Source organism: Glutamicibacter soli (genome assembly GCF_052322135.1).
GTDB lineage: Bacteria > Actinomycetota > Actinomycetes > Actinomycetales > Micrococcaceae > Glutamicibacter > Glutamicibacter soli.
Map to the genome: position 1 here is coordinate 1,496,684 of NZ_CM125969.1, position 17,384 is coordinate 1,514,067.

The 17,384-nt window shown below is 63.2% G+C and carries 11 protein-coding genes and 2 tRNA genes; 8 read left to right on the forward strand and 5 right to left on the reverse strand.

The annotated features are described in order from the left end of the window. The first annotated feature begins 39 nt into the window (after positions 1 to 39). Positions 40 to 300 (forward strand): carbon storage regulator CsrA, encoded by a 261-nt coding sequence (gene csrA / locus ACTX90_RS07150; protein ID WP_047118843.1) that lies wholly within the window; start codon positions 40 to 42, stop codon positions 298 to 300. A 477-nt stretch (positions 301 to 777) separates the two neighbouring features. Here the strand turns inward: csrA and ACTX90_RS07155 are convergent, their stop codons facing one another. Continuing rightward, positions 778 to 1,026, reverse strand: a complete 249-nt coding sequence (locus tag ACTX90_RS07155) for a hypothetical protein (RefSeq protein ID WP_053797858.1) — start codon at positions 1,024 to 1,026, stop codon at positions 778 to 780. A 531-nt stretch (positions 1,027 to 1,557) separates the two neighbouring features. Between ACTX90_RS07155 and ACTX90_RS07160 the strand changes: the two genes are divergently transcribed. After that, positions 1,558 to 2,481, forward strand: coding sequence for a PRC and DUF2382 domain-containing protein (locus ACTX90_RS07160; RefSeq protein WP_424572225.1), 924 nt, complete (start codon positions 1,558 to 1,560; stop codon positions 2,479 to 2,481). 54 nt (positions 2,482 to 2,535) lie between these two features. After that, positions 2,536 to 3,297 carry a hypothetical protein gene (locus ACTX90_RS07165; protein ID WP_443443635.1) on the forward strand — a complete coding sequence of 254 codons (762 nt, stop codon included), beginning with the start codon at positions 2,536 to 2,538 and terminating at the stop codon, positions 3,295 to 3,297. A 77-nt stretch (positions 3,298 to 3,374) separates the two neighbouring features. On the opposite strand, the gene ACTX90_RS07170 is transcribed toward ACTX90_RS07165, so the two are convergent. Next, a complete protein-coding gene (locus ACTX90_RS07170; RefSeq protein ID WP_443443636.1) occupies positions 3,375 to 6,833 on the reverse strand; it encodes an efflux RND transporter permease subunit in 3,459 nt (1,152 codons plus the stop codon). 215 nt (positions 6,834 to 7,048) lie between these two features. Between ACTX90_RS07170 and ACTX90_RS07175 the strand changes: the two genes are divergently transcribed. Both ACTX90_RS07175 and ACTX90_RS07180 read left to right on the forward strand, forming a co-directional pair. Further along, positions 7,049 to 7,516 carry a hypothetical protein gene (locus tag ACTX90_RS07175; RefSeq protein WP_443443637.1) on the forward strand — a complete coding sequence of 156 codons (468 nt, stop codon included), beginning with the start codon at positions 7,049 to 7,051 and terminating at the stop codon, positions 7,514 to 7,516. Position 7,517: 1 nt separating this feature from the next. Beyond that, positions 7,518 to 7,808: a hypothetical protein gene (locus ACTX90_RS07180; RefSeq protein WP_047118849.1), complete on the forward strand. Its 291-nt coding sequence runs from the start codon at positions 7,518 to 7,520 to the stop codon at positions 7,806 to 7,808. 90 nt (positions 7,809 to 7,898) lie between these two features. Here ACTX90_RS07180 and ACTX90_RS07185 read toward each other — a convergent pair whose 3' ends face one another. The 3 genes from ACTX90_RS07185 to ACTX90_RS07195 form a co-directional block, all read right to left on the reverse strand. Further along, positions 7,899 to 9,389, reverse strand: a complete 1,491-nt coding sequence (locus ACTX90_RS07185; protein WP_443443639.1) for a malate:quinone oxidoreductase — start codon at positions 9,387 to 9,389, stop codon at positions 7,899 to 7,901. Between the two features lie 87 nt (positions 9,390 to 9,476). Next, positions 9,477 to 11,333 carry an ABC transporter substrate-binding protein gene (locus ACTX90_RS07190; RefSeq protein ID WP_443443640.1) on the reverse strand — a complete coding sequence of 619 codons (1,857 nt, stop codon included), beginning with the start codon at positions 11,331 to 11,333 and terminating at the stop codon, positions 9,477 to 9,479. A gap of 177 nt (positions 11,334 to 11,510) precedes the next feature. Then, the gene (locus ACTX90_RS07195; RefSeq protein ID WP_424572231.1) at positions 11,511 to 12,443 is read right to left on the reverse strand and encodes a 2-hydroxyacid dehydrogenase; all 933 of its coding nucleotides are present in this window, start codon (positions 12,441 to 12,443) and stop codon (positions 11,511 to 11,513) included. 172 nt (positions 12,444 to 12,615) lie between these two features. Here ACTX90_RS07195 and ACTX90_RS07200 point away from each other — a divergent pair. The 3 genes from ACTX90_RS07200 (at position 12,616) to ACTX90_RS07210 (ending at position 17,273) form a co-directional block, all read left to right on the forward strand. Further along, a tRNA-Lys gene (locus ACTX90_RS07200) sits at positions 12,616 to 12,688 on the forward strand. A 47-nt stretch (positions 12,689 to 12,735) separates the two neighbouring features. Further along, positions 12,736 to 12,808, forward strand: a tRNA-Lys gene (locus tag ACTX90_RS07205). 352 nt (positions 12,809 to 13,160) lie between these two features. Then, a complete protein-coding gene (locus ACTX90_RS07210; protein ID WP_443443642.1) occupies positions 13,161 to 17,273 on the forward strand; it encodes a LamG-like jellyroll fold domain-containing protein in 4,113 nt (1,370 codons plus the stop codon). Positions 17,274 to 17,384: the final 111 nt, after the last annotated feature.

The window sequence follows — 17,384 nt, forward strand, 5'->3', positions numbered from 1 at the left end:
GGTGACACCCGAACTCTTTCGGACGGATATGATAGTCAGGTGCTGGTACTCACTCGGAAAGTCGGAGAACAGGTCCTGATCGGCGAGGGCATCGTAGTGACGATCCTTGAGTCGAAAGGCGATTCGATCAAGGTAGGAATTGACGCGCCCAAGGGTGTGAAAATCCATCGTGCCGAAGTCCTGGCCGCAGTGATCGAGGAGAACCAGAAGGCCTCGGCCAGCGATCATGCCGCAGCCGCCCGGCTTGCCAACCTGCTCGCCGCCCCAGCTTCCCGGCCGCCCGCCGGCGAGACTGACTAGCGCCGGCAAAGGCCGCGCATGCGACACCTTCGCAGTGGCGATGACATAGCCCGTCGCCGTGGCCTCCATGATAACCCTGGGTGCCGCGATTTCGACGTTCGAATTGCCCGAACCGTGCCGGACCAGCACCTCAAGTTCGCGTCCGGTCAAGGTTGCGACAAATGCAGCGGGCAAGGCTAGGTCGATGTAGTCTTCCTCGCCGAAGGCCGTCAGGATCAGGACCGTGGCTGCGTTGCCTTGGGTGCGCTGTCTTGGGTTTGCCGCTTCTCAAGCACCGAGGGCCCGTCAAACTGGGGCATGCGGAGGTCCAGCAGCATGACATCCGGTTCCAGACGCTGGGCATGCCCGATGCAGCGGTAGCCGTTTTCCAACCCGTGACGATCTGCACTGTATTGTCCGTGCACAGGACTGTGCGCAACCCGGCACGGATCGAGTTGTTATCCTCGGCAACGAGGACGCGGACGGGATCGGTTTCGTTCAGGGGCATCGGCAGTTCTCCTTCAAGGGATGAAGATGCTCTGCGGAAACCAGCACGTAGCTCAGCAGCCTGGTGCGTGCCGCGTAGTAGCAACAGGTGGATTCCGACGGTGCCATGGTCGAGGAGATGGTGAAGAACGGCTTTTCCAGTCCCGGCGCGTCAACCGACCGCGCAACCTCGGAACAGTCCATGCCCACCGAGATGTTACAGAAATCTTCCACGGACAGGGCCACGACCTTGTTGTCCACATTTTGCAGGGCGTGAAAACCGCTGAACTAGAATCTTCCGAAGAACGCCGCCACCTTCATGGCCACTGGTGCGGCCGGGTCCTACGGTTCAGGACCGCGCTTTAGATAATTGTCGCCTGGGGCGCTTCTGGCTGCCGGGACGGCCCGATTCGCCCGCCGCGATGCCTGAAACAAACGGCCGAGAACGAACGGCAAAATATGGCACCGAACCGGTGGCGATGGCAGAAGATTTACAAGTTCACAGTCGTTGCCAAGGCATCGTCCATGCGGCTGCAAGACAGCGGACCCGGCCAGAACGCAGGGTGCAATAGTCGTACCTGCCGGTGCTTCCTGCTGAAGGGAAAACGGTGGCCCAAGGGCATCAACGCCGCCTTGGGTACGAAATATCCACGCTCCGGCTGCCGCGCAATCCGCGGCGCCGGATGGATCGATGGTACGACGTCACGCCCGGCATGGGCGCAGGATCATCCGTGAAGCCAACGCTTTCCGGAATATCGAACTACCGAATACCGCAACGGGAGGAACGAAATCATGATTGACAAGCACCAGATTGACGAATTGCTGCACCACGACGGAACAGTCGTAGGAGCCGACGGGGAGAAGATCGGCAAGTTCGGCCAGGTCTTTTTGGATGACCAGACCGGAGAACCGCAGTGGGTCACCGTGCGCACGGGGTTGTTCGGACTTTCCGAGAGCTTCGTCCCGCTGGATGAGGCCAGCGTGGACGGCGACACCGTGACCGTGCCATTCGACAAGCAGACGGTCAAGGGCGCACCGCGCATAGACGACCAGGACGGGCATTTGAGCCCGGCAGACGAACAGGAACTCTACCGCTATTACAACCGCGCCTACGATGCCACGGGGCCTGAGGGAATCGAAGCAGACCGCGGCACGGGAATGGATCGCGAGTCCGGCATGGACCGCACCGCCGACGATCCATTGGGCGGCGGTGTCGGCACCCTGGCACCAGGCGAGAGCGCGGGCGTCCAAGACGAGATGGACCCGGTTCGCGGACAGGACGAGCCAGTGGCGGGCCATGGCGCGGACCAGTCCATGACCCGCTCCGAGGAACAGCTGCGTGTCGGGACCGAGTCGGTGGAGACCGGGCGAGTCAGGTTGCGCAAGTACGTGGTCACCGAGGACGTCACGACCACGGTTCCGGTCAGCCACGAGGAAGTCCGGGTGGAACGTGAGCCGCTGGCCGGAGACGGCGCCGCAGGCGTGGCCGGCGAGACCGAGCTTGGCGAGCAGGAAGAAGAAGTCACCCTGCATGCCGAACGCCCGTTCGTGGAAAAGGAAGCCGTTCCGGTGGAGAAAGTCAGTTTGGGCACCGAGACGGTCACCGAGGATGAGCAGGTGACCGAGCGGTTGCGCAAGGAAGAAGTGGAAACCGAGGGGGATTCCGGACGTGTGGATCCGGCGAACCGCGACCGGTCCCGGGATGACGGGATCTAGCCCGGGCCGCCTGTCGCAGGGCGACGGCCCAGGCCAAGTCAGCTAGGAGGAATCATGAGCACCAGTGCAGGAAACGATCCGCGCGGCGAAGGCGCGTCGGAACCAGCGCACCGCAAGCCGATGGACGACGACAGGATGCGGCCCCGGGACCGGGACGCGGCCGAAGGTCGGAATCTCGCGGGCAGCGAACGGTACGAGCCGGACGCGACGCCTCGCTCTGACCGGCCCGGGGCGCAGGATCCGCCGCGAGGCCTGAATGCGGCACTGGAAAGGGAAAAGCACCTGTACGGCGGGATGAAGATCGGCTCGGCCTTCTTCGGCTGGCTGAGCGCCACCGGCATGGGCGTGGTGCTCACCGCCCTGGTGGCCGCGGCCGGGGCGGCGGTCGGGGTCAGCACCGGAACCAACCCGGATGAGGTGGCCCAGAGCCTGAACCAGGACCCGCAGACCGTGGGAATGCTCGGGATCATCGTGCTGGCCGCCATCGTCCTGGTCTCCTACTACTGCGGCGGCTACGTGGCGGGGCGGATGGCCCGCTTCCACGGAGCCCGGCAGGGTGTGGCGGTCTGGTTGTGGGCGCTGGTGATTTCCGCTGTTGTCGCCCTGCTGGGCTGGATCGGCGGCAGCCAGTACAACGTGCTGGCGCAGGTCAACAGCTTCCCGAGGATTCCGGTGAACGAGGGCACGCTCAGCGCGGCGGGCATCATCGCCCTGGTGGTCGTCGCCGCGGTGGCGCTGCTGGGAGCCGTGCTCGGAGGGCTGGCAGGCATGCGCTTCCACCGCCGGGTCGACAAGGCGGGGAGCCAGGTCAGCTAGGCCCAGGATCGGTGCACGGCAAAGCCGGGGCGGGAGCATCAGTCGATGCACCCGCCCCGGCTTCTGCGCGCCGCGGCCTAGCGGCTCGTGCGCGGTTCCCCGGAAGCGCCGGGATCCCCGGAATCCGGCTGGTCCTGCGCGGATCCGCGCAGCATCTGCTCGAATTCCTTGCGCTCCTTGCGGGAGAGTGGCAACTGGCCGGTCGCCGGGTTCACGATCTGGCCGCTGTCCTTGGCCGCCTCGGAAGCGGGCTTCGGCGCGGGAACCGCATCCGCGCCGGACTGCTTCCTCGGCTGCTTCGGGGCCTTGGCCGGCTTGGCGGGCTTGTCTGACTTGCCGGGCCTGGCCGCGACGCCGAGCTGGCCGGACTCGCTGTCCCGACCCGGCGCGATGATGCGCGCGGTCGCGCCGTCCATGGCAGCTGCCAGGTCCTCAGCCGAGGTCGCCTGGCGCTGCGCGTCGCGGCGGGCAAAACGGCGCTGGGCGGAGCGCTCCTTGCGGGATTCGACCAGGTGGTAGAGCACCGGCACCAGCACCAGGGTCAGCAGGGTGGAGGAGACCAGACCGCCGATGACCACCACGGCCAGCGGCTGCGAGATGAAGCCAGACTGCCCGGTGAGGCCCAGCGCCATCGGCACCAGCGCGAAGATGGTGGCCAGCGCGGTCATCAGGATCGGGCGCAGGCGCTGGCGGGCGCCGTGCGTGATCGCGTCTTGCAGGCTCATCGCCGCGCGTTCGGGCGTCGCATGGCGGTACTGGTTGATCAGGTCGATCAGCACGATCGCGTTGGTGACCACGATGCCCACCAGCATCAGCATGCCGATCAGCGACGGCAGGCCCAGCGGGATGCCGGTGGCCAGCAGCAGGCCGATCGCGCCGGTGGCGGCGAACGGGATGGAGACCAGCAGGATCAGCGGCTGGACCAACGACTTGAAGGTCGCCACCATGATCACGTAGACGATCGCCACGGCCGCCAGCAGCGCCAGGTAGAGCTGGTTGAAGGACTCGGCCTGCTCGGTGGCCGCGCCGCCGATCTCCGCGGTCGCGCCCTCGGGCAGTTCCACGTCGGCCAGGCGTTCGGTGACCTGCTTGGAAACCGAGCCGAGCATGTTCTCCTGCGGCGTCAGCGACACCGTGGCGATGCGCTGGCCGTTGGAGGTGGTGACCTGGCGGACCACGTCGGCGCGTTCAACCGTGGCCAGGTCCTGCAGCTGCTTGACCCCGGTGGCGGTCGGGATCGGCAGTTCCTGCAGCTCCTTCAGCGAGGTCAGATCCAGCCCCTCGCCGATCAGCACCTGCATGTCGGTGAATTCCAGGCGCAGCGTGCCGGCCGGCACGGGGGAGACCTGGGAGGCCACGATGCCGGACAGCTCGGTTTCGGTCAGCCCGGCCGCGGCGGCCTTCTTCGCGTCGATGTCGATGCTGACCTGCTCGCGCATCGCGGAGAGGTTGTCGCTGAGCTGGGTGACGTGCTCGGTGCCTTCCATGGCGGAGCGCACCGCGGCGGTGGCCTCGCGCAGGATGTCCTCGTTCGGGGCCTTGACCTCCACGGTGACGTCGGAGGACATCATGCCGCCGGAGCTGCCGGAGAAGCTCAGGGTCGAGTCCTTGGGCAGGGCCAGCTGATCCAGCTCGGCGCGCACGGTGTCGGCCAGCGCCAGCTGGTCCGCGTCGGGGTCGGTGATCGCGGTGAAGTTCGCGGTGTCCGAGCCGGAGGAGAACATCGCCGCGAAGCCGCTGGCCGAGCCCACGGTCATCTGCACATCGGTGATGCCCTCGGTCTCGCGCAGCACGGCCTCGACCTTCTCGGCCTGCTTGCGGGTGGCGTCCAGCGAGGTGCCCGGGGCCATCTTCTGGGTGATGGAGATCGAGTTCTCGCCGGTGTTGCCCAGCAGGTTGGTCTGCAGCAACGGGGTCATCGCCACGGTGCCGGCCAGGATCAGCACGGAGGCCAGCAACGTGATGACCGGGTGCTTCTGCGTTCCGCGCAGCACCGGGGCGTAGGCGCGCTGCATCCAGGACTTGTCCTCGGCCAGGTGCACGGTGTGGGTGGCGGCGCTGCCCGGGCGGTGCGGCAGGAACCAATAGGCAAGCACCGGCACGATGGTCAGCGAGACGACCAGCGAGGCAAGCAGCGCGATGGTCATGGTCATCGCGAACGGGCGGAACAGCTCGCCGGCCATGCCGCCGACCAGCGCGATCGGCAGGAACACCGCAACGGTGGTCAGCGTGGCGGCGGTGATGGCCCCGGCGACCTCCTTCACCGCCAGCAGGATCGCCTGCGACTTGGATTCGCCGTGCGCCAGGTGGCGCTTGATGTTCTCGATGACCACGATCGAGTCGTCCACCACGCGGCCGATCGAGATGGTCAGCGCGCCCAGGGTCAGCATGTTCAGCGTGTAGCCGCCGGCGTTCATGCCGATGAAGGTCACCATCAGGGACAGCGGGATGGAGATCGCGGTGACCAGGGTGGAACGGATGGAGAAGAGGAAGACCAGGATGACCAGCACCGCGAAGCCCAGGCCCAGCGCGCCCTCGGTGGTCAGCGACTCGATGGAGGACTCGATGAACGGGGCCTGGTCGAAGATGGTGGTGATCTTGGCGTTGGAGCCCAGCTCCGCCTGCAGCTCGTCGAGCATGCCGGTGATCTGGTGGGACAGGGCCACGGTGTCCCCGTCCGGGGTTTTGGTGATCGCCACCGAGAGGGTTTCCGCGCCGTTGGTGCGGGTGATGCTGGTGGCCGCATCGGCCTGGACCGACACCTTGGCGACATCCTGCAGCAGCACCGGGCCGTTGTCTGCCGGCAGCGGGATTTCCTTGATCGCGGCCAGCGTATCCGGGGCGGAGCCGGCGATCACCGGCAGGGTCAGGCCGTCCACGTCCATGGTGCCGATGGGCATCGGGGAACCGGCGTTCTCGATGCCGTCCTTCAGGTCGGCGACCGTCAAGCCTTCAGCGCGCAGCTTCGCGTCATCCGGGATGACCGCGATGTGCTGGGAGGAACCGCCGGAGACCGAGGCTTCGCGCACCCCGTCGATCTTCTGCAGCTTAGGCAGCATGATGCGCTCGACGTCGTCGTTCAGCGCCTCCAGCGACTTGTCGGAGGAGACCGCCATCTGCATGATCGGGAAGTCCGCGATGGAGCCGGCGAAGGCCGTGGGTTCGACGTCCTCGGGCAGGCTCGACTTGGCGTTGGCGATCGCCCGGTCCACCTGGGAGCGGGCGCGGTCCATGTCCGTGCCGTACTCCAGCATCAGCGAGATGCGGGTGAATCCGGTCTGCGAGGTCGCGGTCGAGGATTCAAGGCCCTCCACCGCCTGCAGGGCAGTCTCCAGCGGGCCGGCGACCTGCTCGTCGATGACCTCGGGGCTCGCACCCATCTGGGTGGCCATGACTGCGATCTGCGGGAATTCGAGGGAGGGAATGAGCTCCTGCTTGAGTGAACTCATGGAGATGACGCCGAAGACGGCGGCAAAGACCGTGACCAGCGCGATGAGCGCACGGTTTTTCAGAGACAAGATGGCCAAGCGCTGCATGCGGGTATGGTCCTAGCGGTGTCGCGAAATGGGGTGGATCAACTTAACTCTAGTTCGTTGGCCGAAAACAACCGAAAATCCACGAGGGTTTGAGCCGAAGATCATCCGAATGGAGGATACTTGCGGCGACGGGTTGCCTAGCCAGCCGGGCGTTCGGCACCGGCTGCTGTGGATAAACAATTTCCGGGTGCCAATTATCCGAATACCATGCAGGGATGGAGATCGATTCTCTCTGGGAATGGATGGGGCCCGGCATTGAGGGCCTGGGCGAGTTTGCGCCGGCGGTTGCCCCGATAGTTGCGGCAGCCGCGGCGTGGGCCGCCGTTCGTACCTTGCGACTGCGGACTCGCGTGGATCATGCTGACCAATGGTGGAAACGTGTTGAATATGCGATCCTGCTTCTCGATAGCGAGAACCAGGCCTTGCATGCCACGGGAATAAGCTTGTTGAAGGTCCAGGCCGGAACTGCTGCGCCTGAGCTTGCGTGGAAAAACGGCAAGGACATCGTGAAATACGGATGGAGGGCAAGAACCCGGTGGCATGTGAACCGGGCGGAGCTGGCGATAGTCAGGTCGCTGGCTTCCGAACTGATTGCGGCTGAGTTCGTTGTTGAAGACCTGAGCAACCCGTCAGCGGAAGGCCACAGCCGAACTGACCATCAGCGCGAAACTGAAAAGGAATAACATGGAAGCACATGAAGAAGGTGAGTGGGCCATGACCTCACGATCAGTGGGCAATACCGATACGCCGGAGCTGGCGCTGACATTGGACGAAGTCGAGCCCGGCATCTTCGTGGTGCTGGATAGCCGTGGTGTTCAGTTGAGCAAGCCGCTTCCGATTTCGAGATTGCGCAGCCTGGCGAAAGATGCGGAATTCGTGGCCGACCTCAACAAGAGGCTGAAAATGCCGAATGAGAACTATATCGATGTACTGCTCCAGCTGCGGCCGCAGCTGGAATACCGGCGTGCTTCCTGAATTTGTTGTCTTCCGAGCAATGCGGTGCTGGCGGAAACGACTGATGGCCCACACACCAGCTGGTGTGTGGGCCATCAGTTGAGGCGGCGACTAGTTCAGTCCCAGCGCCTTGTCGGTGGCTGCCTTGACCTCGGCGTACAGTGCCGGGTTGTCGTTCAGCTTCTGGCCGTAGGAAGGAACGATGTCCTTCAGCTTCGACTCCCAGCCGGCGAACTGCTTCGGGAAGCAGCGCGAGAGCAGGCCGATCATGATCGGGGTGGCGGTCGATGCGCCTGGTGAAGCACCCAGCAGGCCCGAGATCGTGCCGTCCGAGGAGGTGATGACCTCGGTGCCGAACTGCAGGACGCCGCCCTTCTTGGCATCCTTCTTGATGACCTGCACGCGCTGGCCGGCGGTGATCAGCTCCCACTTGGAGCCGTCGGCCTGAGGGAAGTACTCTGCCAGCGACAGGTCCTTCTTGGCGCGGGACTTGAGCACTTCCTTGATCAGGTAGGTGGTCAGGTCCATGTTGTCCTTGGCCACTGCAAGCATCGGGATGATGTTGTGCGGGCGCAGCGACAGCGGCAGGTCCATCTGCCCGGTGGACTTCAGGAAGTTCATGGAGAAGCCGGCGTACGGGCCGAACATCAGCGAACGCTTGCCGTCGACGAAGCGGGTATCCAGGTGAGGAACCGACATCGGAGGGGCGCCGACCGAAGCCTGGCCGTAGACCTTGGCGTGGTGCTGGTTGATGATGGTCTCATCGGTGCAGCGCAGGAACTGGCCGGAGACCGGGAAACCGCCGAAGCCCTTGATCTCGTCGATGCCCGACTTCTGCAGCAGCGGCAGCGCACCGCCGCCGGCGCCGACGAACACGAACTTGGCCTTCACGGTCTTGACCGCGCCCGAGGCCTTGTCCTTGACAGTCAGTTCCCAGCCGGCGCCGTCGCGCTTGAGGTTCTTGACCTTGTGGCCGAAGTTGATCGAAGCGCCAGCTGCGCCCAGCGAGTTGGTCAGGTCGGCGGTGAGTCGACCGAAGTCAACGTCGGTGCCGGAGACTACGCGGGAAGCTGCAACCTTCTGCGACTGGTCGCGGCCCTTGGCGACCAGCGGGGTCCACTCGTTGATGGTGTCCAGATCGTTGGTGATTTCCAGTTCGTCGAACAGGACGTTCGGCTTCAGGGCGTCGTAGCGGGTCTGCAGGTACTTGGAGTGGTCTTCGCCGATGACGAAGGACATGTGCGGCAGGGCGTTGATGAAGCCGTTGCCTGCCACGCGCTTGTTCTCAACTGCCCACGCGTAGAACTGGCGGGATATCTGGAACTGCTCGTTGATGCCGATGGCCTTGGCGGGATCCACGGAACCGTCGGCCTTCGCCGCGGTGTAGTTCAGCTCGCACAGTGCCGAGTGGCCGGTGCCTGCGTTGTTCCACGGGGAGGAGGATTCCAGCCCGGCCTGGTCAAGGTTTTCGAAAAGTCCGATAGACCAGGTTGGTTCCAGCTGGTTGATCAGGGTGCCCAACGTGGCACTCATGACGCCGGCTCCAATTAGTACTACGTCAAAAGATTCGGTTGACGTTACAGAAGGCACGAGGATCTCCATCGACAGTGATACTTTGCTCTAACCCAGAGTAGACCTATATCCCCGCCGGTTAGAAATCCTTAACTGACTAAGATGGGTCAGTGGTGGCTAACTTGAGATAGCCGGTGAATTGCTCATCTGGACATCGGCGTAGCACTCGTTGAGCATCGGCGAGGACGGGTAGAAGGCCACGTTGGGGTTGAAAGCCAGCGCCGAAATGGGGAATACCAGTGGAAGCAGCGGCAGGTCGTAGTTCAGCGTCTGCAGGATTGCGGCATAGGCGGCAGTGCGCTCCTCGCCCCGATCCAGCGAGCGGGCGGCGAGGATTTGTGAGTCAAGTAACGCCGAGCTGTAGCCGAATTCATTGGCCTTGCTGGACAGGATGCCCGATAGGAAATCATCCTCGCTGCGATAGCCGCCGGAATAGCCCAGCAGGTGCAGGCCGGTGAACCGGTTCGAGCGCACGGTGTCCACGTAGCCTTCGGTCCACGGAATCGGGCGCGGACGGATCCGGATGCCGACCTTGGCCAGGTCCTCGGCCAGCTGGGCGAAAACGCGCTCGGGCAGCGGCAGGTAGTTCCGCGAGACGCGCAGCGGGTAGGCGAACTCGATCTCCTCGCCCCGGTAGCCGACCTGTTCCAGCAGCTTGAGGGCGGTGTTCTCGTCGTGGTTGTAGCGCGCCTCGGGTTCCGGCACCGACAGCGCCGGCGGGATGATGCTCGCCGCGGCCTTGGTGCCCTGGATGAACAGCTTGCCGGCCAGCTGGCCGCTGTCCACGGCGTGCGCGATGGCCTGGCGGAACTCGCGCTTGGCCAGCCACTTGTTGCGCAGGTCCATGCCCAGGTAGAGCACCGAGAACGGGTCGCGCTGCACCACCAGCTTGGCGCTGCGCACCAGGTCGCGCATGACGTCCACGGACACCAGGTCGAAGCCGTCGATCTCGTCCGCGCTCATGGCGTTCTCGCGGTTGTAGGGGGAAGGCACGGAGGAAATGAGCGCCACCTGCGGGTGATGGCTGTTCGCCTCAAGGCGTCCGCGGTTCCAGTAGTCCTTGAAGAGCTCCAGCCGCACCGTCTGGTCCTTGTGCGAGATGAAGCGGTAGGGGCCGGTGCCCATCGGTGCGGTCAGCAGGGACTTGGCAGGGTTCGCCTTGGGGCCGCCGGTCAGCGTGGACGGGGCGGCGATGGCCATGCCGGGCAGCGACAGCGCGTCGATCAGCATGGGCAGGCGGCGGCGCAGCGTCAGCGTCACCAGGTACTTGCTGGTGGCCTTGACCGAGCCGAAGTAGCTGGCGCTGCCGGCGGAGGACTTGCCGGTAAACAGCTCCTGCTCGAAGATCGGCTTCAGTGCCGCGAGCTGCTCCAAACGCTGCTGTTGCGCGGCCAGGTCGCGTTCGGTGGGTGGGTTCTCATCGTCGACCTTGAGCTGCAGGTCCTTTTCGGAAGGGAGCTTGGGGATGTCGTCCACGTGGTGGAAGACGTCGGTGAAGCCCTGGCTGGAGTAGTCCGAGAGCTCCCGGGGCAGCGAGGCCCAGCGGGTGAAGTTCGCAACCACCGCTTCGGCGTCCATCTCGGTGCCGTCGTGGAAGAGGACTCCCCGGCGCAGGGTGAAGGTATAGGTGAGCCCGTCCTGGGACTGGGTCCAGGATTCGGCCAGGCCGGCGATCGGGCTGCCGGTGTTGGCGTCGATGGAGATCAGCGTTTCGTAGATCTGCCGCGAGATGCGGAAGGACTCGTTGTCACCGGTGATCGCCGGATCGAGTCCCGACGGGGGAGCGGGGGCCGCCAGGCGCAGGGTGCGCAGAACCTCGGAGGCCGCCTCGGTGGCCGTCGGCGAAGCCGTCGCGGAGCTGTTCGGCGACGGGGTGCAAGCGGTGAGGGCCAGGGCTGTGCTCGCCAGGGTGCCGGTCAACAATGCGCGTCGTGAGACGAGGTTTTGCGGCTTTTCGGGCACGATGCGGCTCAACTTCCTAATCTGGCAGGCAGGGCTCCCCGAGGCGCACCGCGACGGCATTGTGCGAGTGCGCAAGGACCGCGGGATGCTCAGGGATATCTATCAAAGATAGCGCAACGAACTGGCGGCACCCCGTGAACCTGCCGGGGATGCCGCCAATGAGATCAAAATGTTAGCAATAGCTCGTGGCTAGGGGCGGTGCACCAGATTCTCGCCGTCCTGCCCCTGGGACCAGGCCTGCAGCTGGCGCTTGAGCAGCTTCACCATCCGCGGGAAGAACGCCTGGGTGTTGCCGCCGTTGTGCGGGGTGATCAACGCGTTGGGGCACTTCCACAGCGGGTGGTCCGACGGCAGCGGCTCCGGGTCGAAGACATCGGAGGCGACGTTCAGTCGTCCGCTGGAGACTTCGGCGACCAGCGCGTCGGTGTCGACCACCGGTCCGCGGGCGACGTTGACGATGGTCGCCCCGTCCGGCAGCTTCGCCATGAGCTCGGCGTCGACCAGGTGATGGGTTGAGTCGTTCAGCGGAACGATGAGGATCAATACCTCGATCTGGCCTGCGAAGTCGGCCAGCTGCTCCGTGCTGTAAACCTCTCCGTGCTCGTCGGTGCGCGCGGTCGAGCCGAAACGCAGCAGGTTCACCTCGAAGGGGTCCAGCCGCTTGCGGATTTCCTCGCCGATGCCGCCGACACCTACAAGGCCGACGGTGCGGTCGGCCAAGCCCGGCCAGCGCATCGGATTCCACTGTCCATGGTCCTGGTCGCGGACGGAGGTCGGGAATCCGCGCAGCGATGCGAGGGCCAGCCCGAGGGCGATCTCCGCGGTCGCTGCGGCGTGCACGCCCGATGCGGTATTGATTTTCGCGCGGTCGCCGATCATGTCGACCATTCCGTCATAACCGGTCGTCTGGGTCTGCACTACCGAGACATTCTCGGCTCTGCGGACATTCTTCAGGAATTCCGGATCTGCCATATAAGGGAAGATCGCGATGTCGATGTCTTCCAGCGGTGAATCCGGGTCTGATTCGAGGTCCCAAATAACCGGTTTCAGGTTCGCGGGCAGTTCTCCCACGGCGTCGAGCAGCTCTTGGGTGGGGAAGGAAACCGTGCGTTGGGTAGTCATGAATTCACTCTACAAAGTCCGTGGTCGCGGTGGTAGTAACCCCTAGTCATCTCATGTAATGAAGCTCACCGCAGAAAAGAGGGCTCTCGATTTGCACGAAGCTCAAAAGCTGGTAGAGTTTTATCTCGTTGCGAAAGCGCGAAGCCCAAAAGCTTCTAGAACATCGCAGCGGGCGCCTCTAGCTCAATTGGCAGAGCAAATGACTCTTAATCATTAGGTTCCGGGTTCAAGTCCCGGGGGGCGCACGAACAATTTCTTTGTTCTAGAAGTCATTGTTTACACAAATGAATATGCGCCTTTAGCTCAATTGGTAGAGCAAATGACTCTTAATCATTAGGTTCCGGGTTCGAGTCCCGGAGGGCGCACAAGCAAGGTCAGACTTAGGTCTGGCCTTTTGTGTTATCTACCCGAGGTTCTCCTTGGGGCGACGACTTGCAGGTTGCGTTGTTTCCCGCCATCGGCCACGCAGCGGTGATGCCCGTGAAATTAACAATATTCTGATCAAAAATAACAGTTTTCATTGACTCTTCCGCAGAACTTCAGGAAATTTTCGGAATGAATCTCCAATTCACTTCGCACTTTAAGTGCACAGGTAGTGCTCGTTAGTGAAGATTAATCGTTAAGTCACTCGATATTCGTGAATTAACATCTTGAGTTCGATTGGCCTCCGTAGCTTTGCCAAGGTACCCGGCTCGTACCTCGTAAAGAAAAGAGACCATGAAAACTCAATCTACGACTCTCGCTTCGTTGCTCGTAGGCGCTTCGGTGCTGACTACTGGTGTGGGGCTGGCTCCCGCTGCATGGGCGGCACCGAGCACGGTGACAGCTGACCTATTGAATGTCGACTTCTCTACGAAGTCCGCTGAGGATCAGGCCCAGGGAAGAATTCTGCGTACTTTTGGTGCACCGTCGCTACAGGTCGACGAGCAGAACGGCAGAATAAGCGCCGATTTCGACGGTGCTGATGATGCCTACTCCTACGAGTTGGCCGAGGCGGATTACGACAAGCTTGCTGATTCGTTCTCCGTTGAGTGCTCCGTGAAATTCGATGGAGAACTGCCTTCCAAGGAAGTGACCTTTTGCGGCAACAAGCAGGGTGGCGGTTTCGCCCTGACTGCCAAGAACAGCAAACTCGACTTCATGCTGCATGTGGATGGCTCCTATAAGCGTGTTTCCACCTCGCTGCGCACTGACCAGTGGTATCACGTGGTGGGCTCCTTCGACGGCAAGTCCATCAAGCTCTATGTGGATGGCCAGATGGTGGCTGAAACCCCCGCAGTCGGCACCATGACTCCTGTCGATCCGCGGGCGCAGAATATGGTGATTGGAGCGGATAGCGCCGTCGGAAAGAGCGAGGCTTTCGCCGATGTCGTGCTGGGGCAGGCGCGACTTTACAGCGAGGCGTTGCCAGCCGCCCAAGCTCTGTCACTAAGCGATGAATTCCACACCATGCCCGAAGCGCCTGAGGCAGACGTATTGAATATCGATTTCGCGGACGGTTCAAGCATCGATAGTTCCCGCGGTGTGAAGGCGGACATCTATGACGAGCCGGTCATTGCGAAGGACGGCGCGATGGGCAAGCACGTGGCCAGCTTCGATGGGCAAAATGACGCACTGGCCTACCCCCTGGGAGACCAATATGAATCGCTCTCCCAGGGGATGACCCTTGAATGCGTCTTCCGCTACGACGGCGACACCACGGCTACCGGTGAAAAGAACCTCTGCTCCAACAAGGAAGCAGGGGGATTCTCGCTGAGTCTGGTCGGCGACAAGCTGTCCTTCATGCTGCATACCGGCGCCTATCGCTCGGCGACCGCAGCGATTGAGAGCGGTCGCTGGTACCACGCAGTCGGAGTCTTCGACGGCAAGCAGATCAAGCTTTACCTCAACGGAAAGCTCGTCGCGGCCCAGGAAGCCAGCGGTTCCACCGTCACCTGGCCGCCGAAACCCGAAGCGCACAACTTCGTGCTGGGCGCCGATTCATCCAATGGCAACGTGCAGTTCCACGGCAAGTCGAAGATTGCTGCAGCCCGCATCTATAGCCAGCCGTTGGCGCCGCCGCATATCGCTTCGCTGAATGCGCAAGCGCTCGGCCACTCAAAGGGTCTGGCTGCAGGGATCGAGTCCAGCACTCCGGCTGCCGGCTCCAACATCACCAAGGCCTCGGAATTCCAGGTTGAATGGAACATCCAGGATCTGGTTGGCGCGAACGTGGAATACACGCTGGATGGAGAGCCGATTGAACCCGGCGATCCGATTGCCGGAATGACTGAAGGCAAACACCTCATTGAGGCTTCAGGAACCGATGTGTTCGGCCGTGGCATCTCGCAGCAGATCGAATTCACCTCCGGAAGCATCCCCGAAGGCAACGGCACTCAGACCGGTCAAGGCAAGGGCACTGTGACCTTGTCGGCCAACGCCACCAATCCCGACGGCGGCGATGTGCATTCCACTTTCTACGCCGGCGAAACGAGCATCGCCAAGGGCGGCACCTCCGGGGTCATCTCGCAGCTGCCGGAGACGCTGGACTTCGCTGCCGGGGACAAGTCTCGGACGCAAAGCATCGAGGAAGCGCTTCTTCCCGGAGATGAATCACTCTTCTCCAGCGAAGCGACCAGCGAAGGCTCGATTCCATACCAGCGTTTCGCTGTGGCAGCCGATGCGAAGGCGGCGGAGCAGAGCGTGCGCTGGAGCGGGCAGCTTGACCCGCAGCGCGAAGCGCAATTGCGCGTCTGGAACCAGCAGAACTCGGCCTGGGACCTGGTGGCCAGCGGCCGCGGTGTCAGCGATGGCCTGTTGACCTTGGACGGAGGGATCTCCGCCGAGCACGTAGCGGACGGCGAGGCACAACTGCTGGTCACGGCCCATGATCCGTTTGCCGACGACCTCGATGAGCCGGTGCGCGGAGAATTCGAAGACCCCGACGGCTACGACTTCTCCATGGTTCATTTCACCGACACCCAGTACCTGGCCGAAGGCGCAGTAGAGCAGGAGTACTCGGCGGAACAGCAGAAGGTCTGGGCTGAAGCCTACAACGCGATTCCGCGCTGGATCGCCGAAAATGCCGAACAGCGGAAGATCGAATACGTCAGCCATACCGGCGACATCGTGGAGAACTGGCATAAGGACGTCTACGCCGACGAAGAAACGCAGCGCCGCATCGCCGAACGCGAATTCGAGTTCACCTCCGAAACGCAGCGCATTCTGGACGAGACCGGCATACCCAACGGCGTACTGCCGGGCAACCATGACAATCGATCGGGCAAGGATGTAGGCCCGGACAACTTGTACAACCAGTACTTTGGTCCGGAACGCTACGAGTCCTTGGAAAACAGCCAAGGGTGGAAGCAGGCGCAGGCCAGCTACCAGTCCTGGGCGCCTGGTGATAACGACAACCACTACGATCTGTTCAGTGCCGGAGGGTTGGACTTCATCGCCCTGTACCTGGGCTTTGATGTGACCGAGGCGGAAATCGCCTGGGCCAACGACGTGCTTGCGCAGTACCCGGACCGCAATGCGATGCTCATGACCCACGCCTACAACAAACCGAGCATCAACGCCGACGGGCGAGGCGCCGCTTACTCGCACGACGGCAAGCGCATCTCCGAAGGAATCCTGGAGAAGAACAAGAACATCTTCCTGGTGCTTTCCGGCCACGAGCATGGGGTGAGCATCCAGGTTCGCAAAGACGTGGGGCAGGCTCAGAACAACGTCGTCGAGTTGCTCGCCGATTACCAGTTCTACGAAGTCGACGCCGAACAGCTCGGCCTCGCGGGCATCGACGGGCGCAACCCGCAGGACATGCTGCGTTTCGGCTCCAGCTACCTGCGTATGCTCCAGTTCGACGTTGAGCGCTCCGAGCTGGCAATCGACACCTACTCGCCGATGCTCGGCGATTTCGGTGCCACCGAATACGACGATGAAAACCGCTACGACGGCACCGAGGACGAGCTTCGCCTGCCGATCCAGTTGCAAACGCGCCAGACCAGCTTCAGCACCGATGCCGTCATGTCCTTGGCGCCCACGGGCGAGGTGATCGGTGAAGCGACGGCGCGTTCCGGCTGGCCGGCGTCGGTCGTCTGGGCGGGGCTCACCGAGGGAGAGGTCTACTCCTGGTACGTCACCAGCGTCGATGCGCAGACTCAACAGGATCTGGCTCCGGGGCAGGTGCGCCAGACGGGTGTGTTCACGGCCAGTGCGGCAGGTACCGACACCGTCGCTCCGGAGCTGACCATCCCGGAAGGAACCACGCTCGCAGTGGGAGATGCGTTCGACCCAATGGACTCCGTGAGCGCCGTGGACAACACGGATGGCGATGTCACGGGGAATATCGAAATAGTCGGATCTGTGGATACGGGCGCGCCGGGCAGCTATGCGCTGACCTACACGGTCCAAGATGCCAACGGCAACCAGGCCATTGCTTCGCGTGTGGTGGTCGTGGAAGGCTCGCCGGCTCCGGAGCAACCGGAGAATCCTGAAGACGGCCAGGGCAGCGGCATGGACGAGGATGGCGCCGACGTACCGGACCTGGAGCAGCCGTCGCCGACCCATCCCGCCGTTCCGGAGTCCGGAGACCCGGCGCCGGATGAAGAGCAACGGCCGTCCCAAGAACCGTCGGCGGATCCATCCGCCGATCCTTCGGGAAACGCCGTGGAAGGAACTCAGAACGGAGAGCAGGACTCCGGACAGGAACCCGAGGGCGGGGAAGATGAGCGCGACTCTCTGGCCGCGACAGGAGCCTCCGTGGTGTGGACCTTGCTAGGTGCTCTGGTTCTGACCGCCGCTGGAGCTGCCGCGCTGCGACTACGCCGCCCGACCGGCCGCCGGTAGTGTTCCGGGCATTCGGCCGCTGGGAGGTCGGGCCCCCAGCGGCCGAATGTGCTCCAAGACACGGGATGACATTTGGGCGTTTACCGTTGCCGAGCGCTGGTGGCGGAAGCG